General features: G+C 71.6%; 23 protein-coding genes and 1 pseudogene. 16 read left to right on the top strand and 8 right to left on the bottom strand.

Features of this window, described 5'->3' with window-relative positions:
* Positions 1 to 108 precede the first annotated feature (108 nt).
* Entirely contained in the window at positions 109 to 1,716 is a 1,608-nt protein-coding gene (locus QFZ74_RS19550; RefSeq protein WP_307622090.1) for a M48 family metallopeptidase, read from the bottom strand.
* 337 nt (positions 1,717 to 2,053) lie between these two features.
* Between QFZ74_RS19550 and QFZ74_RS19555 the strand changes: the two genes are divergently transcribed.
* Complete coding sequence (locus QFZ74_RS19555) at positions 2,054 to 3,037, top strand: tetratricopeptide repeat protein (protein WP_307622091.1); 984 nt, start codon at positions 2,054 to 2,056, stop codon at positions 3,035 to 3,037.
* Positions 3,038 to 3,155: 118 nt separating this feature from the next.
* Here QFZ74_RS19555 and QFZ74_RS19560 read toward each other — a convergent pair.
* Positions 3,156 to 3,302, bottom strand: a pseudogene (locus QFZ74_RS19560) (helix-turn-helix domain-containing protein); the annotation flags it as partial.
* Positions 3,303 to 3,365: 63 nt separating this feature from the next.
* Between QFZ74_RS19560 and QFZ74_RS19565 the strand changes: the two are divergent.
* From QFZ74_RS19565 to QFZ74_RS19615, 11 genes are all read left to right on the top strand, one after another.
* Entirely contained in the window at positions 3,366 to 3,524 is a 159-nt protein-coding gene (locus QFZ74_RS19565; protein WP_307624331.1) for a hypothetical protein, read from the top strand.
* Positions 3,525 to 3,692: 168 nt separating this feature from the next.
* Positions 3,693 to 4,652, top strand: a complete 960-nt coding sequence (locus QFZ74_RS19570; RefSeq protein WP_307622092.1) for a hypothetical protein — start codon at positions 3,693 to 3,695, stop codon at positions 4,650 to 4,652.
* 44 nt (positions 4,653 to 4,696) lie between these two features.
* Positions 4,697 to 5,011 carry a hypothetical protein gene (locus QFZ74_RS19575; RefSeq protein ID WP_307622093.1) on the top strand — a complete coding sequence of 105 codons (315 nt, stop codon included), beginning with the start codon at positions 4,697 to 4,699 and terminating at the stop codon, positions 5,009 to 5,011.
* Positions 5,008 to 5,457, top strand: a complete 450-nt coding sequence (locus QFZ74_RS19580) for a PIN domain-containing protein (protein WP_307622094.1) — start codon at positions 5,008 to 5,010, stop codon at positions 5,455 to 5,457. The genes QFZ74_RS19575 and QFZ74_RS19580 overlap by 4 nt, the downstream gene beginning before the upstream one ends.
* 177 nt (positions 5,458 to 5,634) lie before the next feature.
* Positions 5,635 to 6,477 (top strand): oxygenase MpaB family protein, encoded by an 843-nt coding sequence (locus tag QFZ74_RS19585; RefSeq protein WP_307624209.1) that lies wholly within the window; start codon positions 5,635 to 5,637, stop codon positions 6,475 to 6,477.
* 331 nt (positions 6,478 to 6,808) lie between these two features.
* Positions 6,809 to 7,465: a hypothetical protein gene (locus tag QFZ74_RS19590; protein ID WP_307622095.1), complete on the top strand. Its 657-nt coding sequence runs from the start codon at positions 6,809 to 6,811 to the stop codon at positions 7,463 to 7,465.
* Positions 7,466 to 7,670: 205 nt separating this feature from the next.
* A complete protein-coding gene (locus tag QFZ74_RS19595) occupies positions 7,671 to 8,153 on the top strand; it encodes a hypothetical protein (protein WP_307622096.1) in 483 nt (160 codons plus the stop codon).
* A 155-nt stretch (positions 8,154 to 8,308) separates the two neighbouring features.
* The gene (locus tag QFZ74_RS19600; RefSeq protein ID WP_307622097.1) at positions 8,309 to 8,941 is read left to right on the top strand and encodes an RNA polymerase sigma factor; all 633 of its coding nucleotides are present in this window, start codon (positions 8,309 to 8,311) and stop codon (positions 8,939 to 8,941) included.
* Between the two features lie 150 nt (positions 8,942 to 9,091).
* Positions 9,092 to 9,925, top strand: coding sequence for a hypothetical protein (locus tag QFZ74_RS19605; RefSeq protein ID WP_307622098.1), 834 nt, complete (start codon positions 9,092 to 9,094; stop codon positions 9,923 to 9,925).
* Between the two features lie 286 nt (positions 9,926 to 10,211).
* Positions 10,212 to 10,877, top strand: a complete 666-nt coding sequence (locus tag QFZ74_RS19610; RefSeq protein ID WP_307622099.1) for an RNA polymerase sigma factor — start codon at positions 10,212 to 10,214, stop codon at positions 10,875 to 10,877.
* A complete protein-coding gene (locus tag QFZ74_RS19615) occupies positions 10,877 to 12,118 on the top strand; it encodes a hypothetical protein (RefSeq protein ID WP_307622100.1) in 1,242 nt (413 codons plus the stop codon). Before QFZ74_RS19610 ends, QFZ74_RS19615 begins: the two co-directional genes overlap by 1 nt.
* Before the next feature lie 207 nt (positions 12,119 to 12,325).
* Here QFZ74_RS19615 and QFZ74_RS19620 read toward each other — a convergent pair whose 3' ends face one another.
* Positions 12,326 to 13,186, bottom strand: coding sequence for a L,D-transpeptidase family protein (locus QFZ74_RS19620; protein WP_307622101.1), 861 nt, complete (start codon positions 13,184 to 13,186; stop codon positions 12,326 to 12,328).
* 82 nt (positions 13,187 to 13,268) lie between these two features.
* On the opposite strand from QFZ74_RS19620, the gene QFZ74_RS19625 reads away from it, so the two are divergent.
* Both QFZ74_RS19625 and leuE read left to right on the top strand, forming a co-directional pair.
* Positions 13,269 to 14,849 (top strand): methylmalonyl-CoA mutase, encoded by a 1,581-nt coding sequence (locus tag QFZ74_RS19625; RefSeq protein WP_307622102.1) that lies wholly within the window; start codon positions 13,269 to 13,271, stop codon positions 14,847 to 14,849.
* 60 nt (positions 14,850 to 14,909) lie between these two features.
* The gene (leuE, locus tag QFZ74_RS19630; RefSeq protein WP_307622103.1) at positions 14,910 to 15,569 is read left to right on the top strand and encodes a leucine efflux protein LeuE; all 660 of its coding nucleotides are present in this window, start codon (positions 14,910 to 14,912) and stop codon (positions 15,567 to 15,569) included.
* A 129-nt stretch (positions 15,570 to 15,698) separates the two neighbouring features.
* Here the strand turns inward: leuE and QFZ74_RS19635 are convergent, their stop codons facing one another.
* From QFZ74_RS19635 to QFZ74_RS19655, 5 genes are all read right to left on the bottom strand, one after another.
* Positions 15,699 to 16,589 carry a class I SAM-dependent methyltransferase gene (locus QFZ74_RS19635; RefSeq protein ID WP_307622104.1) on the bottom strand — a complete coding sequence of 297 codons (891 nt, stop codon included), beginning with the start codon at positions 16,587 to 16,589 and terminating at the stop codon, positions 15,699 to 15,701.
* 158 nt (positions 16,590 to 16,747) lie between these two features.
* The gene (locus QFZ74_RS19640; protein WP_307622105.1) at positions 16,748 to 17,902 is read right to left on the bottom strand and encodes an acyltransferase; all 1,155 of its coding nucleotides are present in this window, start codon (positions 17,900 to 17,902) and stop codon (positions 16,748 to 16,750) included.
* Between the two features lie 150 nt (positions 17,903 to 18,052).
* Complete coding sequence (locus tag QFZ74_RS19645) at positions 18,053 to 19,255, bottom strand: acyltransferase (protein WP_307622106.1); 1,203 nt, start codon at positions 19,253 to 19,255, stop codon at positions 18,053 to 18,055.
* The gene (locus tag QFZ74_RS19650; protein WP_307622107.1) at positions 19,252 to 20,586 is read right to left on the bottom strand and encodes an alpha-2,8-polysialyltransferase family protein; all 1,335 of its coding nucleotides are present in this window, start codon (positions 20,584 to 20,586) and stop codon (positions 19,252 to 19,254) included. The genes QFZ74_RS19645 and QFZ74_RS19650 overlap by 4 nt, the downstream gene beginning before the upstream one ends.
* Entirely contained in the window at positions 20,583 to 21,560 is a 978-nt protein-coding gene (locus QFZ74_RS19655) for a glycosyltransferase family 2 protein (RefSeq protein WP_307622108.1), read from the bottom strand. Before QFZ74_RS19655 ends, QFZ74_RS19650 begins: the two co-directional genes overlap by 4 nt.
* A gap of 198 nt (positions 21,561 to 21,758) precedes the next feature.
* On the opposite strand from QFZ74_RS19655, the gene QFZ74_RS19660 reads away from it, so the two are divergent.
* Positions 21,759 to 23,093, top strand: a complete 1,335-nt coding sequence (locus QFZ74_RS19660) for a DUF6716 putative glycosyltransferase (RefSeq protein ID WP_307622109.1) — start codon at positions 21,759 to 21,761, stop codon at positions 23,091 to 23,093.
* A gap of 17 nt (positions 23,094 to 23,110) precedes the next feature.
* Positions 23,111 to 24,409: an N-acylneuraminate cytidylyltransferase gene (locus tag QFZ74_RS19665; RefSeq protein WP_307622110.1), complete on the top strand. Its 1,299-nt coding sequence runs from the start codon at positions 23,111 to 23,113 to the stop codon at positions 24,407 to 24,409.
* The last annotated feature ends 13 nt before the right edge of the window (positions 24,410 to 24,422 follow it).

Consider the following 24,422-nt stretch of genomic DNA (forward strand, 5'->3'; position numbering starts at 1 on the left):
CAGCTCTTCCGTAATAGGGCCCGTTCACGCACGATGTGCCACGAGAACGGCCGCACCGTGGGAATGGACACGCCGCAGCGGCCGTCGCGACCGCTGCGTGCGTGCTGGTCAGTAGGTGGGCGGGAACATCTGGCGCAGCGCCCGCGTGTCCGGTACGTCGGCGACCGCCTGGTCCAGGGCCGACTTCAGCCCCTCCTCGTAGCCGTCGGGCATGCGGAGCTTCGCGGATTCGGTCCAGGACAGTTCCCAGTGGGCCCAGCCGCGCTGTACCAGTTCGCCGGCGACCAGGCTGGACAGGGCCTTGCGGAGCACCGGGCGGGTGAACTCGCGGGTGGCACGGCCCGTCGCGGCCTCCGCATCCGCCTCCTCCGGTACGGGGAGCCGCTCCGCTATCTGCCACAGGCGGCCGGCCTCGATCGCGTCCAGGGCCGTGCTCAACGAGCCGTCGCCGCCCTGCACTTCACGTACGGCCTGCCGGAACGGCTCGGCGGACGCGTCCGCGTACTGGGCCATCGACTCGTGCACGAGGTGCTGCCAGTCCGGGGCCCGTCGCAGCTGCCGTGCCGCGGGGGTCAGGGCCGCGTGCTCGAGTTCGGCGAAGAGGCGGGCCGGGTCGCTGAGCAGGGCCAGGGAGGGGCGGGCGCCGGCCAGGGATCGTCCGTCGTAGGGCAGTTGCTCGATGCGGGCGACGCGGTCGGCGATCGGCGGGTGGGAGTCGTAGGGGGAGGGTTCCTCCTCGGGCATGGACCTGCGCATCTCCGCGAGCTCTCCGGCCCGCCCGACGAGGAGGTGGCGCAGGCCACCGAAGACCTCTCCGGGAGGCGGCAGCAGGCCGGCTCCGGTGCCGAGAGTCGCGTACGACTGCATGTAGAAGCCGAACGCCGCGTCGAGTACGGGGATCTCGCGGAGCGCCGATGACGTGGCGTCGCGGCCCGTTATCCGGGCCGCCGTGAGGTCGGCGGCGTACTCCTGCCGGCGCATGGTGCCGAGCATGCAGCGGATGTAGAGGTGGCCGTACGCCTTGAAGGGCAGCGCCGCGAGCCGGTAGCTCAGTCCCGCGAAACCGGTGTCGACCTCTCGGGCCTCCTCGCCGTCTCGGGAGGCCCGCGCGGCTTCCTTCTTCTCCAGTCGGGCCCGCTCCTTGGCGGCCTTCTTGTCCGCGCGCTCGTGGAGCGCGGCGACGGTGCGGGTCACCTGGGTCCAGCCGCGCCGGTTGATCGCGGAGAGGCGGGTGTCGTGGTTGCTGTAGTGGCCGAACTCGTGGGCCAGGACCGCCATCAGCTGCGGCTCGCTGAGGCCGGTCATGAGGGGGAGGCCGATCAGCAGTCGGCGCTTGCCGGGGCGCAGCCCCAGCAGCCGGGCCTCCTCCGAGACGGCCGCGTTCACCTCCCCGACGAGACGGATCTCGTCGGGCGCGTGGGTCCCCGTCTGCTCGGCCAGCGAGCGGACGACGGCCCACAGCGACGGCTCCTGCTGCTCGGTCACCGGCACCCCGTCCGGGCCGTCGCCCTGCGGCGCGCGCAACGTGAACATGCCCTGCACGATGGGGATCGCGAGGAGCGCGGACAGGATCCAGATCTTGAGGCCAGCGGCGCCGGCGGTGTGCTGCGAGGCGGTCCAGTCGATGGCGACGAGCGCGCCGAGCAGGATGAAGCCGAGCAAATAGAAACCGGCGAGGAGAACGAGGGCGCGCGTGGCGCGCAGGGTGGCTCCCATAACAGGTGAAATTCCCCCGGGAATGGATATGTGTGGTGGTGGCGTGAGGGCGCGCGAGTATGCAACACGGGTGGTCGCGGCGGCAAGCGTCTTCGCATAGTGGGGGATATATGGATATCGGGTGCGGTGTGGAGGCGGGTCGGCTGGGGTGGATCGACTGGTCGGTGAAAGAACTGGTCGGAGTGAGCGCTGATTTGACTGGCATCGCGTAAGGGAGGTTTCCGCTCCCGATGAGGGCGAGATCACGGCATCACGTTCAGTGAGCCAGTGAGCCAGTGAGCCAGTGAGTCACGGCGGACGCCACGGCAGTTGGCCTGATCAGGGATACCCTCGGGCGATGTCGAATCGGGCGGTAGTAGCTGGAGTAGGTCTCGCGCGGGTGATGGCGCACTGTGGGGGCAGCCCAGCGGCAGCCGTCCACTATCTGGCGGGTGCCATCGCCTCCGCGCCTGAGAACCCCGAGCCCTATACGGTTCTTGCCGAGTTGTGGGCGGACAGAAGGTTGGAGCTGGCGGAGGTCGTTGAGGACGCCGGCTCGTTGAGGGCGGTGCTGGCTCAGTCGTACATCCGCTTCCTTGAAAACGACATGGATCGTGCGGCGCTGGCGATCGGATCGGTCACGGGTGTGCAACCCGATATCGCATGGGCTGACGCCCCATGGTTCAGCGATGAACGCTTTCTCGGTGCGGTGAGTGCCGATGCGCTGGCGGAGGCCGTTATGCGGACGGTGGACTACGGCCATGTACTGGACACCGACAGCGTGCGGGAACGGTTCCGGGCCTGGTTCCACGCCATCGACGTGGTCTCCGCCCGCCAGCCGTTGCCGGAGGCGTTGGCCAAGATGGCAATCTTTCTGCGGACTTGCGGACTCATTGACGCCTCCTTTGCCCTCTGTGAACAGGCGGACTCCGTCGAGCGGATCATGCTGACGGAAGTCGTGCGAGCGGGCACGTGGCGCAAGCTGGGTGATCCTGAACAGACCGCGGCTGCATTCGAGCGCGCTCTTGCCCTGGACCCGGCCAACTGGTCGCTCTATCTCGACCTGGCCGACGTGCGCGCCGGGCAGGGCGACTTCGCGGCCGCGGTCCGGCTGACCGATCAGGGGCTGAAGCACGAGCCGACTGAGCTCACCCTTCGCGCGGCTGGGGCCGCCTACAGAGCACGCCTCACCGGCTCACCTGCCGCACTGAGCGAACTCATCGATCTGGCGCCACATCTGCCGAACGACTCGTACCGGGACCTGCTGATCGATCACGCGTGTGCGGGGCCTGCCCTGCCGGCCGAGCTCGTGGATGCGGCCCGCCGCATTCGGCACGGCTGAGGCTTCGCGCCTCGATGAGTAGCAACATGAGGCACTTCGAGATCGACCTCGTCACTGATGTCGAGGGGGACGTCGTGTCCGACGCGGTGGCGGACGCCCTGGACATCTTCAACACCATTCCGTAGTACGTGTCCAGCGCCTGTACGACCTCAGGGCCGCCCAGCGTCTGCCCGCTCTCCATCTTGCCGAACTGGGACGGGTCCCATCCCACCGCCTTCGCGAGCTCCCGCAGGCTCAAGCTTCGTTCGGTGCGCAGCAACCGCAGTTCCTCCGCGAAGCGGCGGCGAGGTTCTTGGCTTCGTCCGGGGGGCGAGAGGGCGGTGGCTCGGTGACTCGCTGTGCTACCTCGTACGGCGCCCCCGTCGGCGTCGAGGACGAGCCGACGATGGAACCCGAACCCGAACGCGGCCCCTGCGGGCACTGGCAGAGCGAGGAGCGCGAGGGCAAGACGCATTGCCGGGACTGTCATCGGCAGCTCTACCTGTGATGGATGAGTGTCACTCGAAGTGACCGTGCGTGTACGCAAGTTGCGGTACGGTGTGCGCGACAGCTTGCTTCATATGTCCGCAGTGCGCGGGACGTGAAGCGGCCCCCGACGCTGGCTGCAACCGGCGGCGAGGGCCTTCATCACCAGTGGAAGAACGGTCCACCGAAAATGCTCCGTCATGCTATCGCGCCTGCCCGTCACTTCTCCCAGGTGCCGAACGACATCATTCGCCATCCCCGGCTCTCCTCCGACGCCGTACGGCTGCTGACCTGGCAGTTGTCGCTCCCGGCGAAAGCCAAGGAATCCCTGTCGCGAACCGCCGAGCGTGCCCGGATCGGCAAGTGCGCCTTCGGCCGGGCCAAGCGTGAGCTGAAGGCCGAGGGTTACCTGCACGAGTGGCGGGAGCAGGGGGTGCGGGGCTTGTGGGCGACCGTGCAGCTTGTCTCGAACATGCCGCTGTCGGCCGAGGAGGCGGCGGCTGTGCGCGCCTCGGGGGTTCAGGAGGTGGTGTCCGTGTCGGCGGCTGTTCCGGCGGACGAGTTTCCGACCGTCGGTGAGCCGGTTGGTCGGGTCGTCGGTCGTCATCCAGAGAAACCCGTTCGGGAGAACACCTCCCTCCCTCCGGCCACCGTCTCCGTCTCCGAGGAGCAGCACCTCGCGAGCGCTCGCCAAGTCGTCGAGTCACTCGGTGACTTGGACTCGCGGCTGCGCATGCCGCGCGGCATGTTCCCGCAGCTCGCCGCGCTCGTGGCGGAGTGGCTGGCGAGCGGGCATACGGCAGCCGATGTTCGGGAGCAGGTCCGGCGGGCGTTGCCCGGGCGGGAACGGAGGATTCATCGGCCTGGGGGACTGGTGCGGTACGTCCTGCGTGAGGTCCCGCCTCCGCCCCCAGTTCCAGCCCCAGCCCCGACGTCGCCGCGACTGCCCCGCGTCGCCCAGATGCGGGAGTGCGAGAGCGGGCGCCATACCCAACCGCTCCTCTTCCAGCCGGTCGAGGACGAGGTCCTGTGCCGAGGCTGCCGTACCGCCCGAGCTGGGGAGAGCTCAAGCAGCGGTGCCGGGGGCAACGTCACCGTGCGAGGCGCGGCGGCTGCCCGCGCCGCGCTGCGGGAGGCGATGGCCCTGTGAATGACTCACAGGCGGGGCGTAATACGGCGTGTTACCTTCGGGGTATGGCGAAGACCCGCATCTCCATCAGTCTCGATCCCGGCGACGCCGAACTCATCCGTGCGGTCGCGGCGGAGAACGGCCTCGACGTGTCGGCGTTTTTGGTCATGGCGGGCCGCAAGGAGGCAGTGCGGTTGGCGCGTCTTGCGGAGTCGTTCGGGGAGCTCGACGCCGCGATCGAGGCGGCCGAGGCAGAGGCCGACGAACTCGACTGGCCGCCGGAGGGCGACGTGAACGAGGCCGAGGCCGCCCGGATCCGGGCGGAGATCGCGGGCGCCCGTGCGGAGTCCGCCGCGCGCCGACGCGGAGCAGTCGCGTGAACCTGGGCTGTCCGACGTGTCCCGACCTCGACTCCCTCGGCGACGTCGTCTACGACACCGGCATGCTGATCGCGCTCGCGGAGAAGAAGCCGGGGCAGAGCGTGGTCCGGCACCGTGAGTTCGGGAGGAAGGGTCTCCCCGTCGTTCCGGCGCCTGTCGTCGCCCAGGCGTGGCGCGGTGGCGCGAGTCAGGCACGCCTCGCGCGGGCGCTCAAGGAGTGTGCCGTGGTGTGCTGCTACACCGAGAGGGAGTGGCGACGCGTAGGGGAGCTCATCGGCCGTGCGGAGCTGCCCGCCAAGAAGCGCCCCGACCCGGTGGACGGACTCGTGGCGCTCACTGCTTTGCAGATCGGGGCAGCGCTGGTCGCGACGTCCGACCCCGATGACATCGCTGCGTACCTGGCGCAGATGCCCGGAGGGCACTCGGTGATCCCGGTTCGTGTCTGAAGGGTCTGAACGGCGTCGTCCAGGTCAGCCCGCGGGGCGACGCGGCGGCAGGGGGCGGACACTGGAGGCGTGGTCACCGCGCACGGGTCGGTCCGGACGCGCCACGGCACGTACGCCACGGAGCGTACGTACCGCACGCACGGCACCCTTGATCCCGCACCGCCTCCCGTCGGCGGGATGCTGTGGCACCTTGCCGGGGAGGTCAGGGCCGTGCTGGCGCTGCCTGCCGCGCTGGCCATGCAGGTCGCGCATCCCGCGGTGGGCGCCGGTGTGGACGATCACTCCGTCTTCCGTACCGACCCCTGGGGGCGTGCCATACGCTCCGTGGCCTCCACTCAGCTGTGGGTGTACGGCGGGGAGGCCGCGCTCGAAGAGGGGCGCCGGCTGCGGAGGCTCCACCGGCACATCAACGGCACCGACGCCCACGGCCGCCCGTACCGCGCGCTCGACCCCGCCACCTACGCCTGGGTCCACGCGACCGGCTTTCCCGGCTACCGGTACGCCCAGTGCGTGATGGGCACCCGCCCGTTCACCGAGGCCGAGGAGCGGCAGCTGTACGCGGAGTGGCTGTGCGTCGGACGGGTGCTGGGGATCGACGACCGTGACATGCCGCAGACGGTCGAGGAGTTCTGGCCGTACTACCGCGGCGTGCTGCGGGACGAGATCGAAGCGACGGTCGTGGTACGGGAGTTGGTCTCGACCGACGTGGATGTGCCGCCTCCGCCCGGCCGCGCCGCGTGGATGCGGATGCTGCGGCTCGTCTGGCCGGCGCTCGTGCCGCCCCTGTTGCGGGCTCGGCGCTTCCTGACGATCGGGCTGATGCCGCCCGACGCCCGCGAGGCCATCGGGCTGGAGTGGACCGTCCGACAGGAGCGCGCGCTGCGGCGGTTCGGGCGGATCGTGCGGGTGGTGGTGCCGTTGCTGCCGGAGCGGCTGCGGTATCTGCCGTACGCCCGGAGGGCCCGCCGCGCCCATCACGTAAGTCCCGGTTCGTCCCTTCGCTCGCGGTCGCGTCGGTGACTGCTGTATAACCGGGCGGCCATCGAACTCCCGGTCTCGGTCGAAGGGTTGCTGCGTGCTGTCCCGAATACGTCCCCGCTCGCGCGGGTGTCGCGCTGTCACCGCCGTTCTGGTCGCGGGTGCCGTGGTCGCGGCTGCCGGTTGTGCTCCGGATCAGGGGAAGCGGGAGCCTGTCGGGCGTCACGTCTCCTCGAAGGCCGCGCCGGCTCCGTCCGAGTCGAGTGGTGCGTCGCGCTCCGGGGCCGAGTCCGCGCCGGAGCCCAGGACCGCCGCGCAGTTCGTCGGGCGGGCTCGGCAGGCCATGGGGGGCGTGCAAGGGTGGACGTTCTCCGTGCGCGGCAGCGAGTCCGCTGTCATGCAGGGGCGGGCGCCGTCCGGAGCCACGTACGCCGCGACCGTGCACCGCACCACCAGCCCCAAGGCGCTTCAGCAGAACGGCACGATCACCTCCAGCAAAGGCGAACGCAAGCCCGAGGCGGTGTACGTCGTCGGCGGTACGGGTTACGTCAAGAAGGGCGCCGAGGCGTGGGAGAAGGGGCCGCTGTCCGACCCTGACATCGCCGACTCCCTCGAGGATCCCGTGGCCGAGCTGGACGCGCTCCGGACGTACGCCAAGAGTGCCAAAGTGAGTCGTACGGGGTCCGGGGGCCGGAGTGTGCAGCTTCAAGTGAGCGCCACTGGGTGGCAGTTGTCCGCCGCTCGCAGCCGTCCCGCGTTGAAGATCCCGGTGCGGGAGATCGGGTCCACGCTGGCTCAGTTGCGCGGGGCGGGGGTGACGGCGACGGACGGGCAGATCACGCTCAAGAGCTTCACCGACACGTGGGTGCTCGACGCGGAGCACGGCTATCGGCTCGCGTCGCACCGCTACGCGTTCGCGTTCCTGATCCCGTTCCGGGGTGGGGACATCACCGTCAGCCAGGAGGTGCGGGCCGACAACCGCGGGATGTTCAGCGGGAGTGTGGCCCTGCCGTCCGGCGCCCCGTCGTGAAGTGACGTACGAAGTCCGGAAAGGTTGTACGTCCGCTGTGACTTTTCTGTGTGTTGATGGACACGCGTGTAACCCGTGACGCGCATGACGCGGCATCCGCTTGGTCGGTGGGGAGAAGCGGAGTGCGCCCTTCCCGCCGGTCGAGGTGGAGGGGTGGGGTCCCATGAATGGTGCTGTCGAGGAACACGTTCCGTGCGCGGGGGAGATGAGGTCGTACGCCGCGGCCTTCGTCGCGCGCGTCACCGCTCGCAACCGGCTGCCGTTGGACTACTCTGAACGCAGCCTGCGTGTCGTCGACTTCATGATCGACGGATTGCGTAAAGGCGGCGCCGACTGGGAGTTGGCGCACGACATCCTCGCCGGGCTCGGGGCGTACGTCGGCGAGGTGCTCGTGCGGCGTGCGGGAGCCGTGTGGGTGGACTTCGACGCCGATCAGCGCGCCTACTTCGGGCAGGTGGCCGGGGTGCGGATGCCGGACGGGCGGGTGTGGAACCCCCTCGGCAAGGTCCGCAACCGGTTCGAGGCCGGCGCGTCCGAGGACTCCCTGCAGCTCTTCTACCTCACGCTCCACGGACGCCCGCGCCGGGGTGTGCCCCGGTGCCGGCATCTTCCCGCATGTCAACGGGCGGGAGATGACGGCCGGTTGGATGTCAGTGCCCCGTGCCACGATGGATCGGATGACATGTAGTCGGGCGGGGCGGTGAGCCCCGGTGTTGTGACACTGCCGTGACGCACGGCGCTGATGAAGGCAGAGGGCGGGGGCACGGGCGAAGCGTGAACGTGTCACACCGTGAGGGACGCGGCCACACCGTGGCCGCGAACTCGGCACGAACGAGGACGGACTTGGGCCAGGGAGGGGAACCCCGTCGTACGCAGGCGTACGACGGGGAACTGGGGGTGGCCGTCGCGCGGGCGCAGGACGGCGACGAGGTGGCGTTCGCCGAGGCCTACCGGCTTGTGCAGCCCGGGCTGCTCGGCTATCTGCGCGGCATCGTCGGGGACGACGCGGAGGACGTGGCGTCCGACGCGTGGCTGGAGATCGCCCGGGATCTGGGGCGGTTCAAGGGTGACGGGGCGGGCTTCCGCGGCTGGACGGCGACCATCGCCCGGCACCGGGCGCTGGACCACCTGCGCAGAGCGCGGGTACGGCCGCGGTCCGCGGCGCTCGAACAGGACGTACTGGAGCTGCCCGGACCGCACAGCACGCACGAACAGGCGCTGGAGGCCATCTCCACCGGGCACGCGCTGGAGCTGATCCACGGGCTGCCGCGCGACCAGGCCGAGGCGGTGCTGCTGCGGATCGTCGTCGGCCTCGACGGACCCGCCGCCGCGCGGGTCCTCGGCAAGCGGCCCGGTGCCGTGCGCACGGCGGCGTACCGGGGCCTGAAGCGGCTCGCCCGTCAGCTGGGCATTCGTACGGCGGGGGACGATGGTGTGACGGATGACGGCTCCCGGACGCTGGGGGAGTCGAAATGATTGTTGATGGCCGCTGTCCGCATGGATCGTAGGGATTGATCGGGTCCATGATCCTTGAGGACGGTTCCGTGTACCCCGCACGCTTCTTGGGCGCCACGGGCTACGGCGGCGCATCACAAGGACCGGACAGGGACGGGAACGGGAACGCACATGGGTGAACGGCACAGCGTCGACGGCGGGCTCTCCGGCCGACGGCGTGTGCATCCGGGCGGCGCCGTGTCCGGGGCCGGGCGCGGCCGGGAGGGCGGTGACGACGGGCTGGAGGTCTGGCTCGCCGCGGAGATCCGCCAGGACGACGTCGACCCCGAGGGCGAGCGGCGGGCGGTGGCCGCGTTCCGCGCCGCCCGGGAGGCGGGGGCGCACGGCGCGGCCCGCTCCCGGCGCCGGGACGACTGGCGGCCCCGCGAGGCGCGGCGCGCGAAGCTCTCGGCGAAGGCCGCGCTCTCGGTGCTCTTCGCGAGTCTCACGCTGGGCGGTGTCGCCGTCGCGGCGATCGGGTCGGGCGGGTCGTCCAGCGGCGACACGGGCGACGTGGTGCACAGCGCGCAGCCGTCGACGAGCGGTCCGGGACAGGCGGACGTCGCCCAGGAGTCCGCGGCCGGGCAGGCGGGCGGCACGGAGCACCCCGCGCATCCCGAGCGCCCCGGCACCGCCAAGGACACGCTGGCCCACTGCCGTGCCTACGAGCACCTCAAGGGCCGCGGCAAGGCGATGAGCGCGACGGCGTGGCAGCGGCTCGTCTCGGCCGCGGGCGGCGAGGACCGTGTCGCGGCGTACTGCGCGGCGCAGTTGCGGCAGGCGGCCGACGGGAACACGGAGAAGGGCGGGACGCCTGCCGCGTCCAAGGGGCCGTCGGCGTCCGGCTCATCCGGCAGGAGCGGCGAGAGCGGCGGGACCGGGGGCGGCAATACCGGAAACACCGGGAACACCGGCAACGTCGGCAAAAAGACTGAAACGGGGCCAAAGGCCAACGCCGTCAGGTGACTTCACTCACCCCGGCCGCTTCTCGGGCAACGGCCGGGGCCGCCACCCCCCACAGGAGAGGCCCCGGCCGTCGCACGGCACGGGCCGCGCCGCGGCCCGTACTTCCTACAGCGCCAGGGGTGCGTTTTCTGTCACACCCCGGCGCGTCACGAGTTAGTTGCAGCTTGTACGGGCGTGGACGGGGAGCGGTTCCAAGTCGTAACGTGCTTTTGCGTCGAGCGAGATGCATGCTCATGGCAACGATCGGCGGCCCCTAGGCCGCGACCATCTACTGAGGAACCACTGAGTGCTGGGGGACGACGCGGAGCTCACTGCCGCGGTGCGTGCGGCACAGGACGGGGACGAGACCGCGTTCCGGACCGTCTACCGCGCGGTGCACCCGCGTCTGCTCGGTTACGTACGCACGCTGGTCGGCGAGACGGACGCCGAGGACGTGGCGTCCGAGGCCTGGTTGCAGATCGCCCGCGACCTGGAACGGTTCAGCGGCGACGCGGACCGCTTCCGCGGCTGGGCCGCCCGTATCGCCCGCAACCGGGCGCTGGACCACATACGGATGCGCGGCCGGCGCCCCGCGATCGGCGGCGACGAAACGGAACTGACCGGCCGGGCCGCCGAGTCCGACACGGCCGGCGAGGCCATCGAAGCCCTCGCCACCGACAACACCCTCTCCCTCATCGCGCAGCTCCCGCAGGACCAGGCCGAAGCGGTCGTCCTGCGCGTGGTCGTGGGCCTCGACGCCAAGACCGCCGCCGAGGCGCTCGGCAAACGCGCGGGCGCGGTACGCACCGCCGCCCACCGTGGCCTGCGGCGACTCGCGGAGCTGCTCTCCTCCGAGGATCCGGAATCGGGCAGCGCGATCGACGCCCTGCCGCCCCAGCGAGAACCGCGCGCCGGCGCGATGACGTCCGCCACTGTGACGCATACGCGTCCGCGGACGCAGAAGGACATGTGATGGCCGACGAGCAGTGCAGGTGGCTTGACAGCGAAACGGCGGAACGTCTGCTGCGCGGTGAGCCGCTCGAAGCCGTCGGCGCGGCCGACCGGGACCAGGCCGAGCGACTCGCCCGGGCCCTCGGCGCCCTGACCGCCGGCATGGCCCCGGCCGCCGCCGAACTCCCCGGTGAGGAAGCGGCGTTGGCCGCATTCCGCAAGGCCCATGAGGCTCGCGAGGCCCAAGAGGCCCATGGCGTACATGAGGTTCATGGCGTACCTGAGGCTCATGAGGCCCTCAGGGTCGGGCACGTGCCGGAGGGTACCGTCGCGCGGCGAGACCTCGCCGGAAGGCGCGGCCCGGCCGTTCGGCGCACGGGGCCGCTCCCCGAGCCCGCCGTGACGACGCACGCGAAGACGCAGGCGCAGGCGAAGGGGTCCGACGCGGGTCTGATCCGCATCGGGGGCCCGGATCGCGCCGCCCGTCGCGCGCACCGGCCGTCCTGGGGGCGCCCCGTGCGCCTCGCGCTCACCGCGGCGCTGGCCGCGGGCATGGTCGGCGGGGTCGCCGTGGCCGCCGGGACGGGGGTCCTGCCGACGCCCTTCCACCGCGACGGCCCCGCGCCCGACAGCTCGGTGTCGGCAGCCGTCAGTTCGGAGCAGCCGCTCGGGCCGACGACGAACGACCCCACGCGGGGCGACGCGTCCAGCCCGTCGTGGAGGTCCGGCACGCCGGGGAGCGGCGGCGCGGGCAGTGCCACGCCGGGCGCGGGCGCCTCGAACGGCAAGACCGACAAGGGCGAGAACAAGGGCGGCCCCGGCGCCACCGACGGCGCCGGCACCGGGTGGAACGGGGCGGTCTCGGCCTGCCGCGACGTCCGGGACGGCAAGGAGCTGAAGCCGAGCCGCCGCGCCGCGCTGGACAGCGCGGCCGGTGGTGCCCAGTCGGTGGGGCAGTACTGCGAGCGTGTTCTGGAGGCCGCTGGCGACCCGTCGGTCGAGAAGCGTGCGGGTGAAGACGGCGGCCAGGGCGACGAGCGGGAGCCGGACGGCAGCGGCGGTCAGGACGGCCAGGGCCAGGGGCAGGACCAGGGTTCGGGCGGCGGCGACGGGGGCCTCCCGGGCGACGATGTGGGCGGCAACGACCATCACGAGGACGGGGGCGCCGTGACTCCGCTCCCGACCGCCATCGCACCCTCGCCCCTCCAGCGGTCCTCGATGCTGCCCGCCCCGGCGCCGACCCCGACGTACAGCGCGCTCTGACCTGCGCTTTTGTCGTTCACTCCAGTTTTTCACGGCGAGGTGTGACGTTTTCGCTCGCCGCGACGCAGTAGAGAGTGAGCCGACTGGTCATCGGCCGCGCACAGAGCCGGGGTTCCCCCCGTACCCATGGCTCGTGCCCCTGGCGCGGGCGGGACACGTTCCCCCGGTCCCGCCCGCGCCCCACTTCCCCTCCGGGACCCGGGACGGTCACCAGTACACGACGACCTTGTCCCCGTTCCTCACGTGCGCGAACAGCTGCGCGATGGCGCCCTCGTCCCGCACATTGACGCAGCCGTGCGAGCCGCCGGCGTAGCCGCGGGCCGCGAAGTCGTACGAGTAGTGCACCGCCTGCCCGCCGCTGAAGAACAGGGCGTACGGCATGGGCGAGTGATAGAGCGTCGACACATGGTGCCGGGACTTCCAGTAGACGTGGAACACACCTTCGCGGGTGGGTGTGTACTGCGCGCCGAAGCGGACGGCCATCGTCGACACCGTCCGGCCGTCGATCATCCAGCGCAGCGTCCGGCTGGTCTTGCTGATGCAGAGCACCCGGCCGGTCAGGCAGCGCGGGTCGGGTGCGGCGGCCGGCTGACCGCCCATCAGGTACAGCTCCCAACGGCCCGGCTCGTGCGTCATCGCCAGCAGCCGCTGCCAGGTGACGGTGTCCGTCCGGCCCGTCCGGGGCAGCCCGCGCTTGCCCTGGAAGCCGCTGACCGCCTCCTGAGTCAGATCGTCGTACGTCCCCGTCGGCCCGTCGCGGAGCCACTCGACCTGACGCAGCCGCGCCTGGAGCTCGCGTACGTCCCGGCCGGTATCGCCGCGCGCCCACAGGACGCGGGCCGGGGGAGAGGGCGCGGGCGGCGGCGCGGCGGGCTTGGCATCGTCCTGGGCGGGCGGCGGGCTGGAGCGGGGGTGGGCGGCGGAGGGCGAACGCATGGCCGGGACGTCGATGTGCACCGGCGAGTATCCGTGGCCGGCACCCGACGCCTTCGGCGTGCAGCCGCACAGGGCGGCGAGTGCGGCGGCGGAGCAGACGAGCGCGGCGGTGTGGGTCCCCCTGATCCTCATGCCAAGGATGTTCCCCCGCGTGACCGCCGCCGAACTACGGGGCATGGTGGGGAGTAGTCGATGTGACGCGGAGGCATCCACCATGGCGCGTGAGTCGGAGTCCGGACTGCCGATCGAGCCGGTCTACGGGCCGCGGGACCTCGACGGCTGGGATGCGGCGCAGCGGCTCGGCGAGCCCGGCGCGTACCCCTTCACCCGGGGCGTCTACCCCTCGATGTACACCGGACGGCCCTGGACCATGCGCCAGTACGCCGGGTTCGGCACGGCGACGGAGTCCAACGCCCGCTACCGGCAGCTCATCGGCCACGGCACCACCGGCCTGTCCGTCGCCTTCGACCTGCCCACCCAGATGGGCCACGACTCCGACGCCCCGATCGCGCACGGCGAGGTCGGCAAGGTCGGTGTGGCCGTCGACTCGGTCGAGGACATGCGGGTGCTGTTCGACGGGATCCCGCTGGACCAGGTCTCGACGTCCATGACGATCAACGCGCCGGCCGCGCTGCTGCTGCTCCTGTACCAGCTGGTCGCCGAGGAGCAGGGGGTGCCGGCGGACCGGCTGACCGGCACGATCCAGAACGACGTGCTGAAGGAGTACATCGCGCGGGGCACGTACATCTTCCCGCCGGGGCCGTCCCTGCGGCTGACCGCCGACATCTTCAGGTACTGCGCGGCCGAGGTCCCGAAGTGGAACACGATCTCGATCTCCGGCTACCACATGGCCGAGGCGGGCGCGTCCCCCGCGCAGGAGATCGCCTTCACGCTGGCGGACGGCATCGAGTACGTCCGTACGGCGGTGGCGGCCGGCATGGACGTCGACGACTTCGCGCCCCGGCTGTCCTTCTTCTTCGTCGCCCGCACGACGCTGCTGGAGGAGGTCGCCAAGTTCCGCGCGGCGCGCAGGATCTGGGCGCGGGTGATGAAGGAGGAGTTCGGCGCGCGGAACCCCAAGTCGTGGATGCTGCGCTTCCACACCCAGACGGCCGGGGTGCAGCTCACCGCCCAGCAGCCCGAGGTGAACCTGGTCCGGGTCGCCGTCCAGGCGCTGGCCGCGGTGTTCGGCGGGACCCAGTCCCTGCACACCAACTCCTTCGACGAGGCGATCGCCCTGCCGACGGACAAGAGCGCGCGCCTGGCCCTGCGCACCCAGCAGGTCCTGGCCCACGAGACCGACGTACCGGCGACCGTCGACCCCTTCGCGGGCTCGTACGCCGTCGAGCGCATGACGGACGACGTCGAGGCGGCCGCGCTGGACCTGATGCGCCGGGTCGAGGACCTGGGCGGCGCGGTCGCGGCGATCGAACGGGGCTTCCAGAAGGACGAGATCGAGCGCAACGCCTACCGCATCGCACAGGAGACGGACGCGGGCGAGCGGGTCGTCGTCGGCGTCAACCGCTTCCGGCTGGACGAGGAGGAGCCGTACGAGCCGCTCCGCGTCGACCCCGCCATCGAGGCCCAGCAGGCCGAACGCCTCGCCAAGCTGCGCGCCGAGCGCGACCAGGGCGCGGTGGACGCGGCGCTGGCGGAGCTGCGGAAGGCGGCCGCGGGCGAGGACAACGTGCTGTACCCGATGAAGGAGGCCCTGCGGGCGCGGGCGACGCTGGGCGAGGTGTGCGGGGCGCTGCGGGAGGTGTGGGGGACGTACGTCCCGGCGGACGCGTCCTGAGCGTCCCACTCCTCGAACTCCCGGGCGGGGCCGTCGCAGCCGCGTGCGACACTCCGTTCCATGTTCGGTGTCATCGATCTGCCCACCTACCTGGCAGGACTCGTCCTGATCGTCCTGCTGCCCGGTCCCAACTCGTTGTACGTCCTCTCGGTCGCCGCCCGGCGCGGCATACGCGCCGGATACACCGCCGCGGCGGGGGTGTGGTGCGGGGACACCGTGCTGATGACCCTGTCCGCGGCCGGGGTGGCGTCCCTGCTCCAGGCCAACGCGGTGCTGTTCGCCGTCGTGAAGTACGCGGGCGCCGGGTATCTGACGTGGCTGGCGATCGGGATGCTGCGGGCCGCGTGGGGGATGTGGCGGACGCGGCGCGAGGCGGGCGTCGCGGAGGAGGCCGGGCCGGTCGCGGCCGCGGCCGGCGATGAGCGGCCCTTCCGCCGGGCCTTCGTCGTCAGCCTGTTCAACCCGAAGGCGATCCTGTTCTTCGTGGCCTTCTTCGTGCAGTTCGTCGACCCGGGCTACGCCTACCCGGCGCTCTCCTTCGTCGTCCTCGGCGCCTTCGCCCAGGTCGCGAGCTTCCTCTACCTCAGCGCCCTGATCTTCAGCGGCACCAGGCTGGCCGCCGCCTTCCGCCGCCGCAAGCGGCTGTCGGCGACGGCTACGTCGGCGGCAGGGGCGCTGTTCCTCGGGTTCGCGGTGAAGCTGTCGCTTGCCAGCGCGTGACGCTTCGCTGTGATTCGGCGGGGAGCGGTTGTTCTTCGGGTGCCGGCGCGTCGTGGCTGGGCGCGCCCACGCGGCGGAGCCGCACATGAGACACAGCCCCGCGCCCCTGGGGGCTGGGCCTGACGGAGATTACCTGGCTCGGCGGGCATTGCGCAGCGCCCGGGTCACCAACGGGGGCAGCAGGTCCACCGCCAGGCGGCGCAGGCGCTTGGTGCGGTCGGGGGAGTGGGGGGACGGCGGGGGGAGCGGGCTCGTGCTCGCGTGCCGGGAGGGCGGGAACGGCGGGGGCCGCATGTCCTTCTTGGACTTGAGGCGGATGATGCGGTGCCCGGCCGCCTGCTGGACGCTCAGGTGGCAGTCCCGGCGGCCGCGCGCCATCGCCAGCAGCGCCTCCTGGATCGGCTCGGGGTCGTCCCAGGTGCCGTACAGCTTCTGGGTGCTGAGGCATATCGGCTTCAGGCCCCGGTTGAGGACCGCCTCCCACGCGGCGATGGAGACGCCGGGGGTGTGCTCGGAGCGGAAGTCGTCCAGGACGACCACGCCGCCCGGCAGGAGTGCCTCCCGGGCGGCCGCTATGTCGTCGTGCACGTGCTCGTACAGGTGCGAGGCGTCGATGTGGACGAACCGGCAGGAGTCCGGCTTCACCTCGCCCGGCACCACCGAGCTGGGGCCCTGCAGGACGCGGGGCAGCTCCTCGTGGAAGGCGAGGTAGTTCTCCTCGAACGTGCGCCGGGTGAGGGAACTGTAGGAATACGCCGACTCCGCCCGGTTGGCGTCGTCCGGGGCGTCGCCCTCGAAGAGGTCGCACACCGTGTAGTGCTCGCCGGCTTCGAGGTGGCGGCCGAGGAATATGGCGCTCTTGCCCATGTACACCCCCACTTCCAGCAGGTCACCCGTGGTGCCATCGGACTCCTGCCGGTCCAGGAGCCACTCGAAGAGCACCTGGTCGAGAACGGGGAACCATCCGGGGACGTCGTCGAGGCGGTGGGGCGGGCGGATCGTGGCAGGGCTTGCGGTCATGGGGAGGCGGTACTCCTAGTGCGCGAGCGGCGCTGCGGGTACGGGGGACAGGGCCGGAACCTACGAGCAACCCTCTGCTCGGTCAAGGACTCCGGCACACCTGCCCGCGTACGGCCTCCGCATCCGACGACCGGGCGAACTCCCGCTGAACTCCCGACCTACCGAACCGCCTTGAGCCCCCGCTTCAGGCGCGGCCCGAGCGGCCGCTCGACGTAGCGGTGGATGAGCCAGGCCAGGACCAGCATCCCCGACACGGTCACCGTGAGCGTCGTCCACGCGGGCAGGCCCCAGCCGCGGTGCAGGACGCGGATGACGAACCAGCCGAGGTGCTCGTGCACCAGGTAGAAGGGGTACGTCAGCGCGCCGATCAGGGCGAGCCCCGGCCAGGAGGCCCAGCGCAGCCAGCCGAGGGCCACGGCGGCCACGGCGGCGTAGCACAGGGTGACGACCAGCACGATCATGTGTGGGTCCCGGGTGAAGTCACCGTGGGTGCCGGGCTGCCACAGGCCGTTGGTGGCGCTGCTCTGGCCCAGTAGCCAGGAGACGGCGACCAGGCCCCACAGCAGCAGATTGCCGCCGTGGCGGTGGATCAGGTACAGGGCGAGGCCGCCGATGAAGAACGGCGCGTAGTCCGGCATGACCAACTGCTCGGTCAGCTCCGTCTTGGCGCCCTTGCAGATCACCGCGAGCAGCGTCCACACGGCGCAGAACAGCACCACCTTGCGGTAGGTGACCCCGCGCGCGACCACGAGCAGGGCGAACAGCGCGTAGAAGCGCACCTCGACCCAGAGCGTCCAGCACACGCCCAGCACGCGCGGGGTGCCCATCGGCATCTGGAACATCGTCACGTTGACGAGGAACTCGTCGAGCCGCAGCGGGTGCATCACGACGGGCAGGACGAAGGTCGCGGCGCCCACCAGCACCAGGGCCACCCAGTAGGCCGGGTAGAGCCGGGCGACCCGGGAGCGGAAGAAGTCGCCGAGCGAACGGCCCCAGCTGCTCATGCAGATCACGAAGCCGCTGATGAGGAAGAAGAACTGCACCCCGAGGCAGCCGTAGACGGTCAGCTCCGACAGGCCCGGGAACAGCCTGGACGGGGAGACGCCCCAGGAGGCGGAGATGGTGCCGCCGCGTCCGGTGAAGTGGTAGAGGGCGACCATCAGCGCGGCCACGAGGCGCATGCCGTCCAGGGCGAGCAGCCGGCTCCCGCGTCTGCCCGGGGCGCGGGAGGACGGGGTCCTCCCCGGGTGCCCGGGCGTCTCGGGAGCGGGTCGGGTCGGGGCAGGGGCGAGCGTGGAGGATGTCGGTGCCATGGCCCGGACGCCTACCCGACGGGCCGTGCGGGGCCTGGGCCCGTCGCGCGGATTTACTCAGGACGAAGGAGCGTTCCTCCCCGCGCCTGGGCTAATCACGAGCCCGCGTGATCCGAACGAGCGGCCCTATGCCCGCGGCTCGCCAGGGCCCTACGCCCGCGGCTTCCCCAGGGCCGTCCGCAGCCTCGGCGTGAGCCGGTCCTCCACGCACCGGTTGAGCAGCCACGCCAGGAGCAGCATGGTGGCGACCGTCGCCGGGAAGGTGGCGTACGAGGGCAGGTGCAGCGTCCGGTGGTACGTCCCGATGACGACCCAGCCCAGGTGCTCGTGCACCAGGTAGAAGGGGTACGTGAGCGCGCCCGCCACCGACAGCCAGCGCCAGTCGAGCCGGTTCAGCCAGCCGAGCGCGATGGCCAGCACCGCCAGATAGCCGAGGGTGACGACCAGGGCGATGCCGAGGGAGGAGCGGTCGGAGAAGAACTGCGGGTCGGGCGCGTGCCACAGCCGGGTCACCGCGTAGTGCTGGCCGATCAGCCAGCTCACGGCGACGATGCCCCAGGCGTAGGCGTCCCGCCGGTCGCGGTGGATCAGATAGAGGCCGACGCCGCCGATGAAGTACGGCGCGTACTCCGGCATCAGGACGGTGTCGAGCAGTGGCTCGTTCACGGCCTGCGCGATCGCCGCCGCCAGCGTCCAGCCCGCACAGAACAGCACGACCCGCTGACGGCTCGCGCCCGGCAGCACGATGCACAGGGCGAACAGGGCGTAGAAGCGGACCTCGGCCCACAGCGTCCAGCACACGCCCAGGACCCGGTCCACGCCGAGGGGTTGCTGGAGCATCGTCAGGTTCAGCAGCGCGTCGCTCGGCGACACGGCCCGGTAGGCGACCACGGGCAGCGCGAACACGGCGGTCACCAGGATCACCGCCACCCAGTAGGCGGGCAGCAGCCGTGAGGCGCGGGAGGCGAAGAACGAGCGCAGGGTCCGGCCCCAGCCGCTCATGCAGATCACGAAGCCGCTGATCACGAAGAACACCTGGACGCCGAGGCACCCGTACGCGAACCACTCGTGCAGCAGGGGGAACTGGTGCTTCGGTGAGCTGCCCCAGGCGTCGGTGACCTCGCCGTCGCGGCCGCCGTAGTGGTAGCAGGCGACCATCAGCGCGGCGATGAGTCGCAGTCCGTCGAGCGCACGCAGCCGTGGCGGGTGCGCCTTCGCGGGTATCCGGGGCGCGGCGCCGTCGCCGGCCGCCCGCGCTTCGGACAGCGGCTTCGCGGACAGCGGCTTCGCGGGCCGCGGTTCCGGGGGCCGCGGCGGGGCGGCGCCGGCGGACGCCTTGACGGGGGCGGTCATCCGAGCGTCGCCCGCTTCAGCGAGCGTGCGCGGCGGGCGACCCGGCGTACGGTCGCGTTGCGCGGGATGAAGGCGAACTGTGCGGGCACCGCGCCCGGCAGCGCCAGCGAGGTGAGGCGCCGGCGCTTGAAGTAGCGCCAGGTGTCCTGGTTCAGATGCGCCGTCAGATAGTCCTCGGCGGCCTTGCGCAGACCCGGGTAGATCTTCGGCTGCATGGCGAAGCCGACGGCCCGGACGAGCCCGTCGAGGGCGGTGACGTCCAGGCCGCCCCGCTGCGCGGTGACGGCGGCCTCGTCGGACAGCTCGGGCAGCAGCGCGTCCACGACGGTGACCGGGATCCGGTTGCTGTTCTCGTACGGGGCCAGACGGTCCAGCAGCGTCTCCGTGCCCACACGGGCGACCGGCAGGCCGTACAGCGCGGACGCGGTGAGCAGGGCCGTGGAGAAGCAGCCGACGACCAGCGCCGGGCGCGTCCGCTGGTACAGCACCTCGGCGAGGACTGGGGTGTCCAGGACGGTCAGCTCGGCGCCGAGCCGCTCGGCCTCCTCCTCCAGCGTCCGCGCGAAGCGGGCCGGGGCGGAGGGGTGCGGCTTGAACACGACCCGGGTGTGGCCGAGCGCGACGGCGCCCCGCAGCATCCGGACGTGCAGGTCCTCCTCCTCGTCCGCGCTGAGGATGTCCAGCGCGGACAGGTACTGGCCGAGCAGCAGGGCGGGCTCCTCGATGTCCGGCAACTCCTCGCCGGTGACGGCGAGTTCGGCCAGTACCTTGGTGAAGGCCTCGGTCGGCACCAGCTCCGGCTCCACACCGAACTCGGTGAGCAGCAGCGGCGTCAGCCCCGGCACCAGGTCGAGGTGGAGCAGCCGGTCGATCCGGGTGCCGACCAGCGGGTCGAGCTTGTTGCGGGTGGGCCCGTAGCTCATCAGGCCGTCCGCGTAGACCGTGACCGGCGCCCCGGTGAAGATCTGGGCGATGCCGAGGGCCGGGTTGACCTGGATCGACTCGACGGCGAGCTCGACGTCGGCGTCCCCGAGGTTCCAGGCGAGGCGCAGATGCCGCTCCCACAGCACGGTGTCGTCCTGGCGCGGGGACCAACCGCCGGGATGGAAGGGGGAGATGGTCTCGTTGTACGAGACCACGTCGTCGAAGCGGTCCCGCAGCCGCTCGAAGCCCGGCGTCTCGTCCAGGCCCGGCGTCGTCTCGGGCGTCGCGGCGTTGTTGCAGACCAGCAGGATGCGCCGGTCGGCCGGGCGGAAGCAGCCGGAGTCCAGGGCGGCGGCGAGGGTGGCCGCGCCGTAGAGCGTGGACGCCTGGAAGATCTGGACGCTCACGCGGCGGCTCCCGCGGGGGCGGGGCGGCGGCGCAGCCGGCGCAGCTTCGTGGCGCGCGTCAGGTCCATGGAGTCCAGGGCCTCGTCCAGCACGTCCTGCGGCATGCGCCGCAGCGCGGCGGCGCTCATGGATTTCAGCTTCTTCGCCACCGCGGGCTCGAACCTTTCGATGGATCCCAGGTGATGGGAAATGATGGCGCAATACGTGCGCACGGCCTTCGGCAGCAGCCTGTCCGCCTCCGGGTCCCGCGCGGTGTCCGCGACGACCTGGTCGAATGCGCGAATGAAGTCGAGCTGCCGTACGTCACCGATCTGCGTGAGCGACGAGGCGACCCCGCGCCGGTAGTAGACCCCGAGCAGGTTCACCACGGCGAAGGACTCCGCCTCCCGGTGCAGTTTCCAGATCCACGGCCGGTCCTCGGCCGTGCGCAGCCCGTCGGTGAAATGCAGCAGCCCGCGCTCCAGCAGCCGGCGGTGGTAGACGCCCGCCCAGGCGAAGGCGTAGTCGACCGAGGTGGACCGGTCGGCGGGCAGGATCGCCTGCCGCGGGTCCAGCACCGTGTTCCGCCGGCCGTGCGGCACCCGGTGCACGCTGCGCGCCCGTGCGGTGCACTGCACGTGGTCCGTGCGCAGGAAGTCGCAGCCCAGCTCCTCGATGGCCGCGACCAGCCGGGGGTAGTAGCCCGAGGCGAGCCAGTCGTCGCCGTCCAGGAATGTCACGTACTCGCCGCGCGCCCGGTCGATGCCGGTGTTGCGCGCCGTCGCGAGTCCTCCGTTCTGCTCGTGTCTGACGTACACGGCGCCCGGAAGCTCGCGCTCGGCGCGCGCGAGAATGTCCGGTGTCCCGTCGCGCGAACAGTCGTCGACGAGAATGAATTCGAAGTCCTCACGCGCATTCGCACGCAGGCTCTTCAGGGTGTCGGGCGCATATTGCTGCACGTTGTAGAACGGCACGATGACGGAGAGCTTGACCACGCAATGGACGTTAGGGCGAAGCCCGGCATTCGTCTTGACTGTCGCCTTGATATCGGGTGAACGGCGCGTGGCGAACCTGTGAACCGGACCTTTTCCCGGCGCGTCCGGGGCCCGATTCCCCATTCGGCGATGTGCTGTTAACCGTTTGTTGCATTCGGGTTGGGCGGAACCTAGGAATGCCTTCCTAGCGTCATCGACGTGCCAGCCAGTGCAACGAAGTCTCTCAGGGTCGCCGTCCTCGCGGATTCCGACACCCGGTGGAAATGGGGCGCCCTCACCGCGCAGCGTCTCGCCCCCGCCGGGGCCGGAATCCGGCTCGACGGTTACCTCCTGCGGGGACGCGCCACCCCCACCGCCCGCCAGCTCCAGGAAGTCGGCGTCCACGCCGACTCCCTGCGCGAGGTGACCGGCGTCGAGTTCCTGCGCGCCATGACCGAGGAGTCGTACGACATCCTCGTCCTGGCGCTGGTCGGCGGCGGGGTGCAGGCGATGCTGCACGGACTGCGGCACGCCTGGGGCACCGAGAAGCGCCCCGTCGTCGTCACCGGCTACGTCGGCGTCGTCTACGAGAAGCTCGCCGACGGGCTGCTGCTGCGCCACGGCGCGGACCTCGTCCTCGCCAACTCCGCCCACGACGCGGACAGGTTCCGGGCCGTGTACGAGGGGGTGGGCGCCGAGGCCTCAGCGGTGACCGAGGTCGCGCTGCCGTTCCTCGGCGGGGCGCCGTACGAGGGCGAACACGACCCGTCTGCGGAGCAAGGGCGCAGGCCCTACACGGTGGTGTTCGCGGCCCAGCCCTCCGTGCCCGACAACCGCAAGGACCGCGCCTACCTGCTGGACCGGCTCATCGGGCACGCCCGCCGCCACCCCGAGCGCGAGGTGCTGCTCAAGCTGCGCTCCAAGCCCGGCGAACACACCACCCACATCGAGGAGTTGCCGTACCAGAAGCTGGTGCAGGGCCAGGACCCGCCCGCCAACTTCCGTCTGGTGTACGGGCACATGGGCGAGGTGCTCGACCGCACCGACCTGCTGGTGACGGTCAGCTCCACCGCCGCGCTGGAGGCCCTGCACCGCCGTGTCCCCACGGCCGTCCTGACCGACCTCGGGGTGCGCGAGCTGCTCGGCAACCACCACTTCACCGGCTCCGGCTGCCTCGCCTCCTGGGACCAGCTCGACGCCGGGCACCGCCCGGTGGCGGACGAGGAGTGGGTGGCCCGGCAGGGTGTCGCGGCCGACGGTTCGTATGTCACCGCCTTCGACGCGGCCCGCGCGCGCATCACCGAGCTGCTGGACCGCCCCGGGCCGCTGCCGCCCCTGACCCCCTACTACACCCCCGAGACCGCGCCCGGCTATCTGCCCGGCATCCTCGCCCGCCACCACCTCGGCCCCGACGGCGCGCCGCTGCCCGGCGCCCCCGCGGCCGACAAGGCGCCGGGAGCGGTCCGCCAGATCGTGCGCCGGGCGGCGCGCGGTGCCTACCGGCACGGCGTCCAGCGGGTCGCTCCGGTGATCCGGCGGATGGGGGAGCTGTGACCTTCCAAGGAGACCTCATGTCCAACCCGGAGACGGGACAGGGCGCTTCGCTGCGCCGGGTGCTCGCGGTGATCCCCGCGCGCGGCGGCTCCAAGGGCGTGCCCGCCAAGAACCTCGCCCCCCTCGGCGGCGTACCGCTGGTCGCCCGCGCCGTGCGCGAGTGCCGGGCCGGCCGGCTGGTGACCGACGTGGTCGTCTCCACCGACGACCAGGCCATCGCCGCAGCCGCCCGCCAGGCCGGCGCCGAGGTCGTGCTGCGCCCCGCCGCCATCGCCGGCGACACCGCCACCTCCGAGGCCGCCGTCCTGCACGCCATGGACGCCCACGAGGCGCGGCACGGCGCTCCGGTGGACGCCGTCCTGCTGGTGCAGTGCACCAGCCCCTTCCTGATCCGCGAGGACGTGGACGCGGTCGCGGCGGCCGTCGTCGAGAACGGTGCCGACACCGCGCTGACCGTCGCGCCCTTCCACGGCTTCGTCTGGCGGGACGCCGACGACGACCCGGCGGTCGCCGAGGCCCGCGCCACCGCGGCCGTCGGCGGCTCGCTCACCGTCGCCAACTCCACGGAGAACGACGGTGGTTACGGCGTCAACCACGACAAGTCCTTCCGACCGCGCCGCCAGGACCGCCCCCAGGACCTGCTGGAGACCGGCGCCGCGTACGCCATGGACGCGGCCGGCTTCCGTGAGCACCGGCACCGCTTCTTCGGGCGGACCCAACTCGTGCGCACCGACCCCGCGCGGGTCCTGGAGATCGACGACCCGCACGACCTCGCCCGCGCCCGCGCCCTGGCCCCGCTCTTCGACGCGGCCCGGCCCGGCGCGCTGCCGACCGCCGCCGACATCGACGCGGTCGTACTCGACTTCGACGGCACCCAGACCGATGACCGGGTGCTGATCGACGCCGATGGACGGGAGATCGTCTCCGTGCACCGCGGGGACGGACTCGGCATCGCCGCCCTGCGTGACAGCGGGCTGAAGATGCTGATCCTGTCCACGGAACAGAACCCTGTGGTCGCCGCCCGCGCCCGGAAGCTGAGGCTTCCCGTGCTGCACGGCATCGACCGCAAGGACCTCGCCCTCAAGCAGTGGTGCGAGGAGCAGGGCATCGCGCCGGAGCGCGTGCTCTACGTCGGCAACGACGTCAATGACCTCCCGTGCTTCGCCCTCGTGGGCTGGCCCGTGGCGGTCGCGAGCGCCCACGACGTCGTGCGCGGCGCCGCGCGCGCGGTCACCACCGTCCCCGGTGGCGACGGCGCGATCCGAGAGATCGCCAGCTGGATCCTCGGCCCCTCTCTCGATTCCCTCACCAAGTAAGGAAATCTCTGCC

This window comes from Streptomyces sp. V3I7, assembly GCF_030817495.1.
In the GTDB taxonomy this organism is placed as follows: Bacteria; Actinomycetota; Actinomycetes; order Streptomycetales; family Streptomycetaceae; genus Streptomyces.

Coding starts and splice junctions, on each gene's coding strand:
- QFZ74_RS19640 (WP_307622105.1), bottom strand. CDS start 17,902: ATGGCACCGACATCCTCCACGCTCGCCCCTGCCCCGACCCGACCCGCT.
- QFZ74_RS19625 (WP_307622102.1), top strand. CDS start 13,269: ATGGCGCGTGAGTCGGAGTCCGGACTGCCGATCGAGCCGGTCTACGGG.
- QFZ74_RS19570 (WP_307622092.1), top strand. CDS start 3,693: ATGCTCCGTCATGCTATCGCGCCTGCCCGTCACTTCTCCCAGGTGCCG.
- QFZ74_RS19585 (WP_307624209.1), top strand. CDS start 5,635: ATGCTGTGGCACCTTGCCGGGGAGGTCAGGGCCGTGCTGGCGCTGCCT.
- QFZ74_RS19555 (WP_307622091.1), top strand. CDS start 2,054: ATGTCGAATCGGGCGGTAGTAGCTGGAGTAGGTCTCGCGCGGGTGATG.
- QFZ74_RS19620 (WP_307622101.1), bottom strand. CDS start 13,186: ATGAGGATCAGGGGGACCCACACCGCCGCGCTCGTCTGCTCCGCCGCC.
- leuE (WP_307622103.1), top strand. CDS start 14,910: ATGTTCGGTGTCATCGATCTGCCCACCTACCTGGCAGGACTCGTCCTG.
- QFZ74_RS19605 (WP_307622098.1), top strand. CDS start 9,092: ATGGGTGAACGGCACAGCGTCGACGGCGGGCTCTCCGGCCGACGGCGT.
- QFZ74_RS19645 (WP_307622106.1), bottom strand. CDS start 19,255: ATGACCGCCCCCGTCAAGGCGTCCGCCGGCGCCGCCCCGCCGCGGCCC.
- QFZ74_RS19550 (WP_307622090.1), bottom strand. CDS start 1,716: ATGGGAGCCACCCTGCGCGCCACGCGCGCCCTCGTTCTCCTCGCCGGT.
- QFZ74_RS19615 (WP_307622100.1), top strand. CDS start 10,877: ATGGCCGACGAGCAGTGCAGGTGGCTTGACAGCGAAACGGCGGAACGT.
- QFZ74_RS19595 (WP_307622096.1), top strand. CDS start 7,671: ATGAGGTCGTACGCCGCGGCCTTCGTCGCGCGCGTCACCGCTCGCAAC.
- QFZ74_RS19635 (WP_307622104.1), bottom strand. CDS start 16,589: ATGACCGCAAGCCCTGCCACGATCCGCCCGCCCCACCGCCTCGACGAC.
- QFZ74_RS19575 (WP_307622093.1), top strand. CDS start 4,697: ATGGCGAAGACCCGCATCTCCATCAGTCTCGATCCCGGCGACGCCGAA.
- QFZ74_RS19665 (WP_307622110.1), top strand. CDS start 23,111: ATGTCCAACCCGGAGACGGGACAGGGCGCTTCGCTGCGCCGGGTGCTC.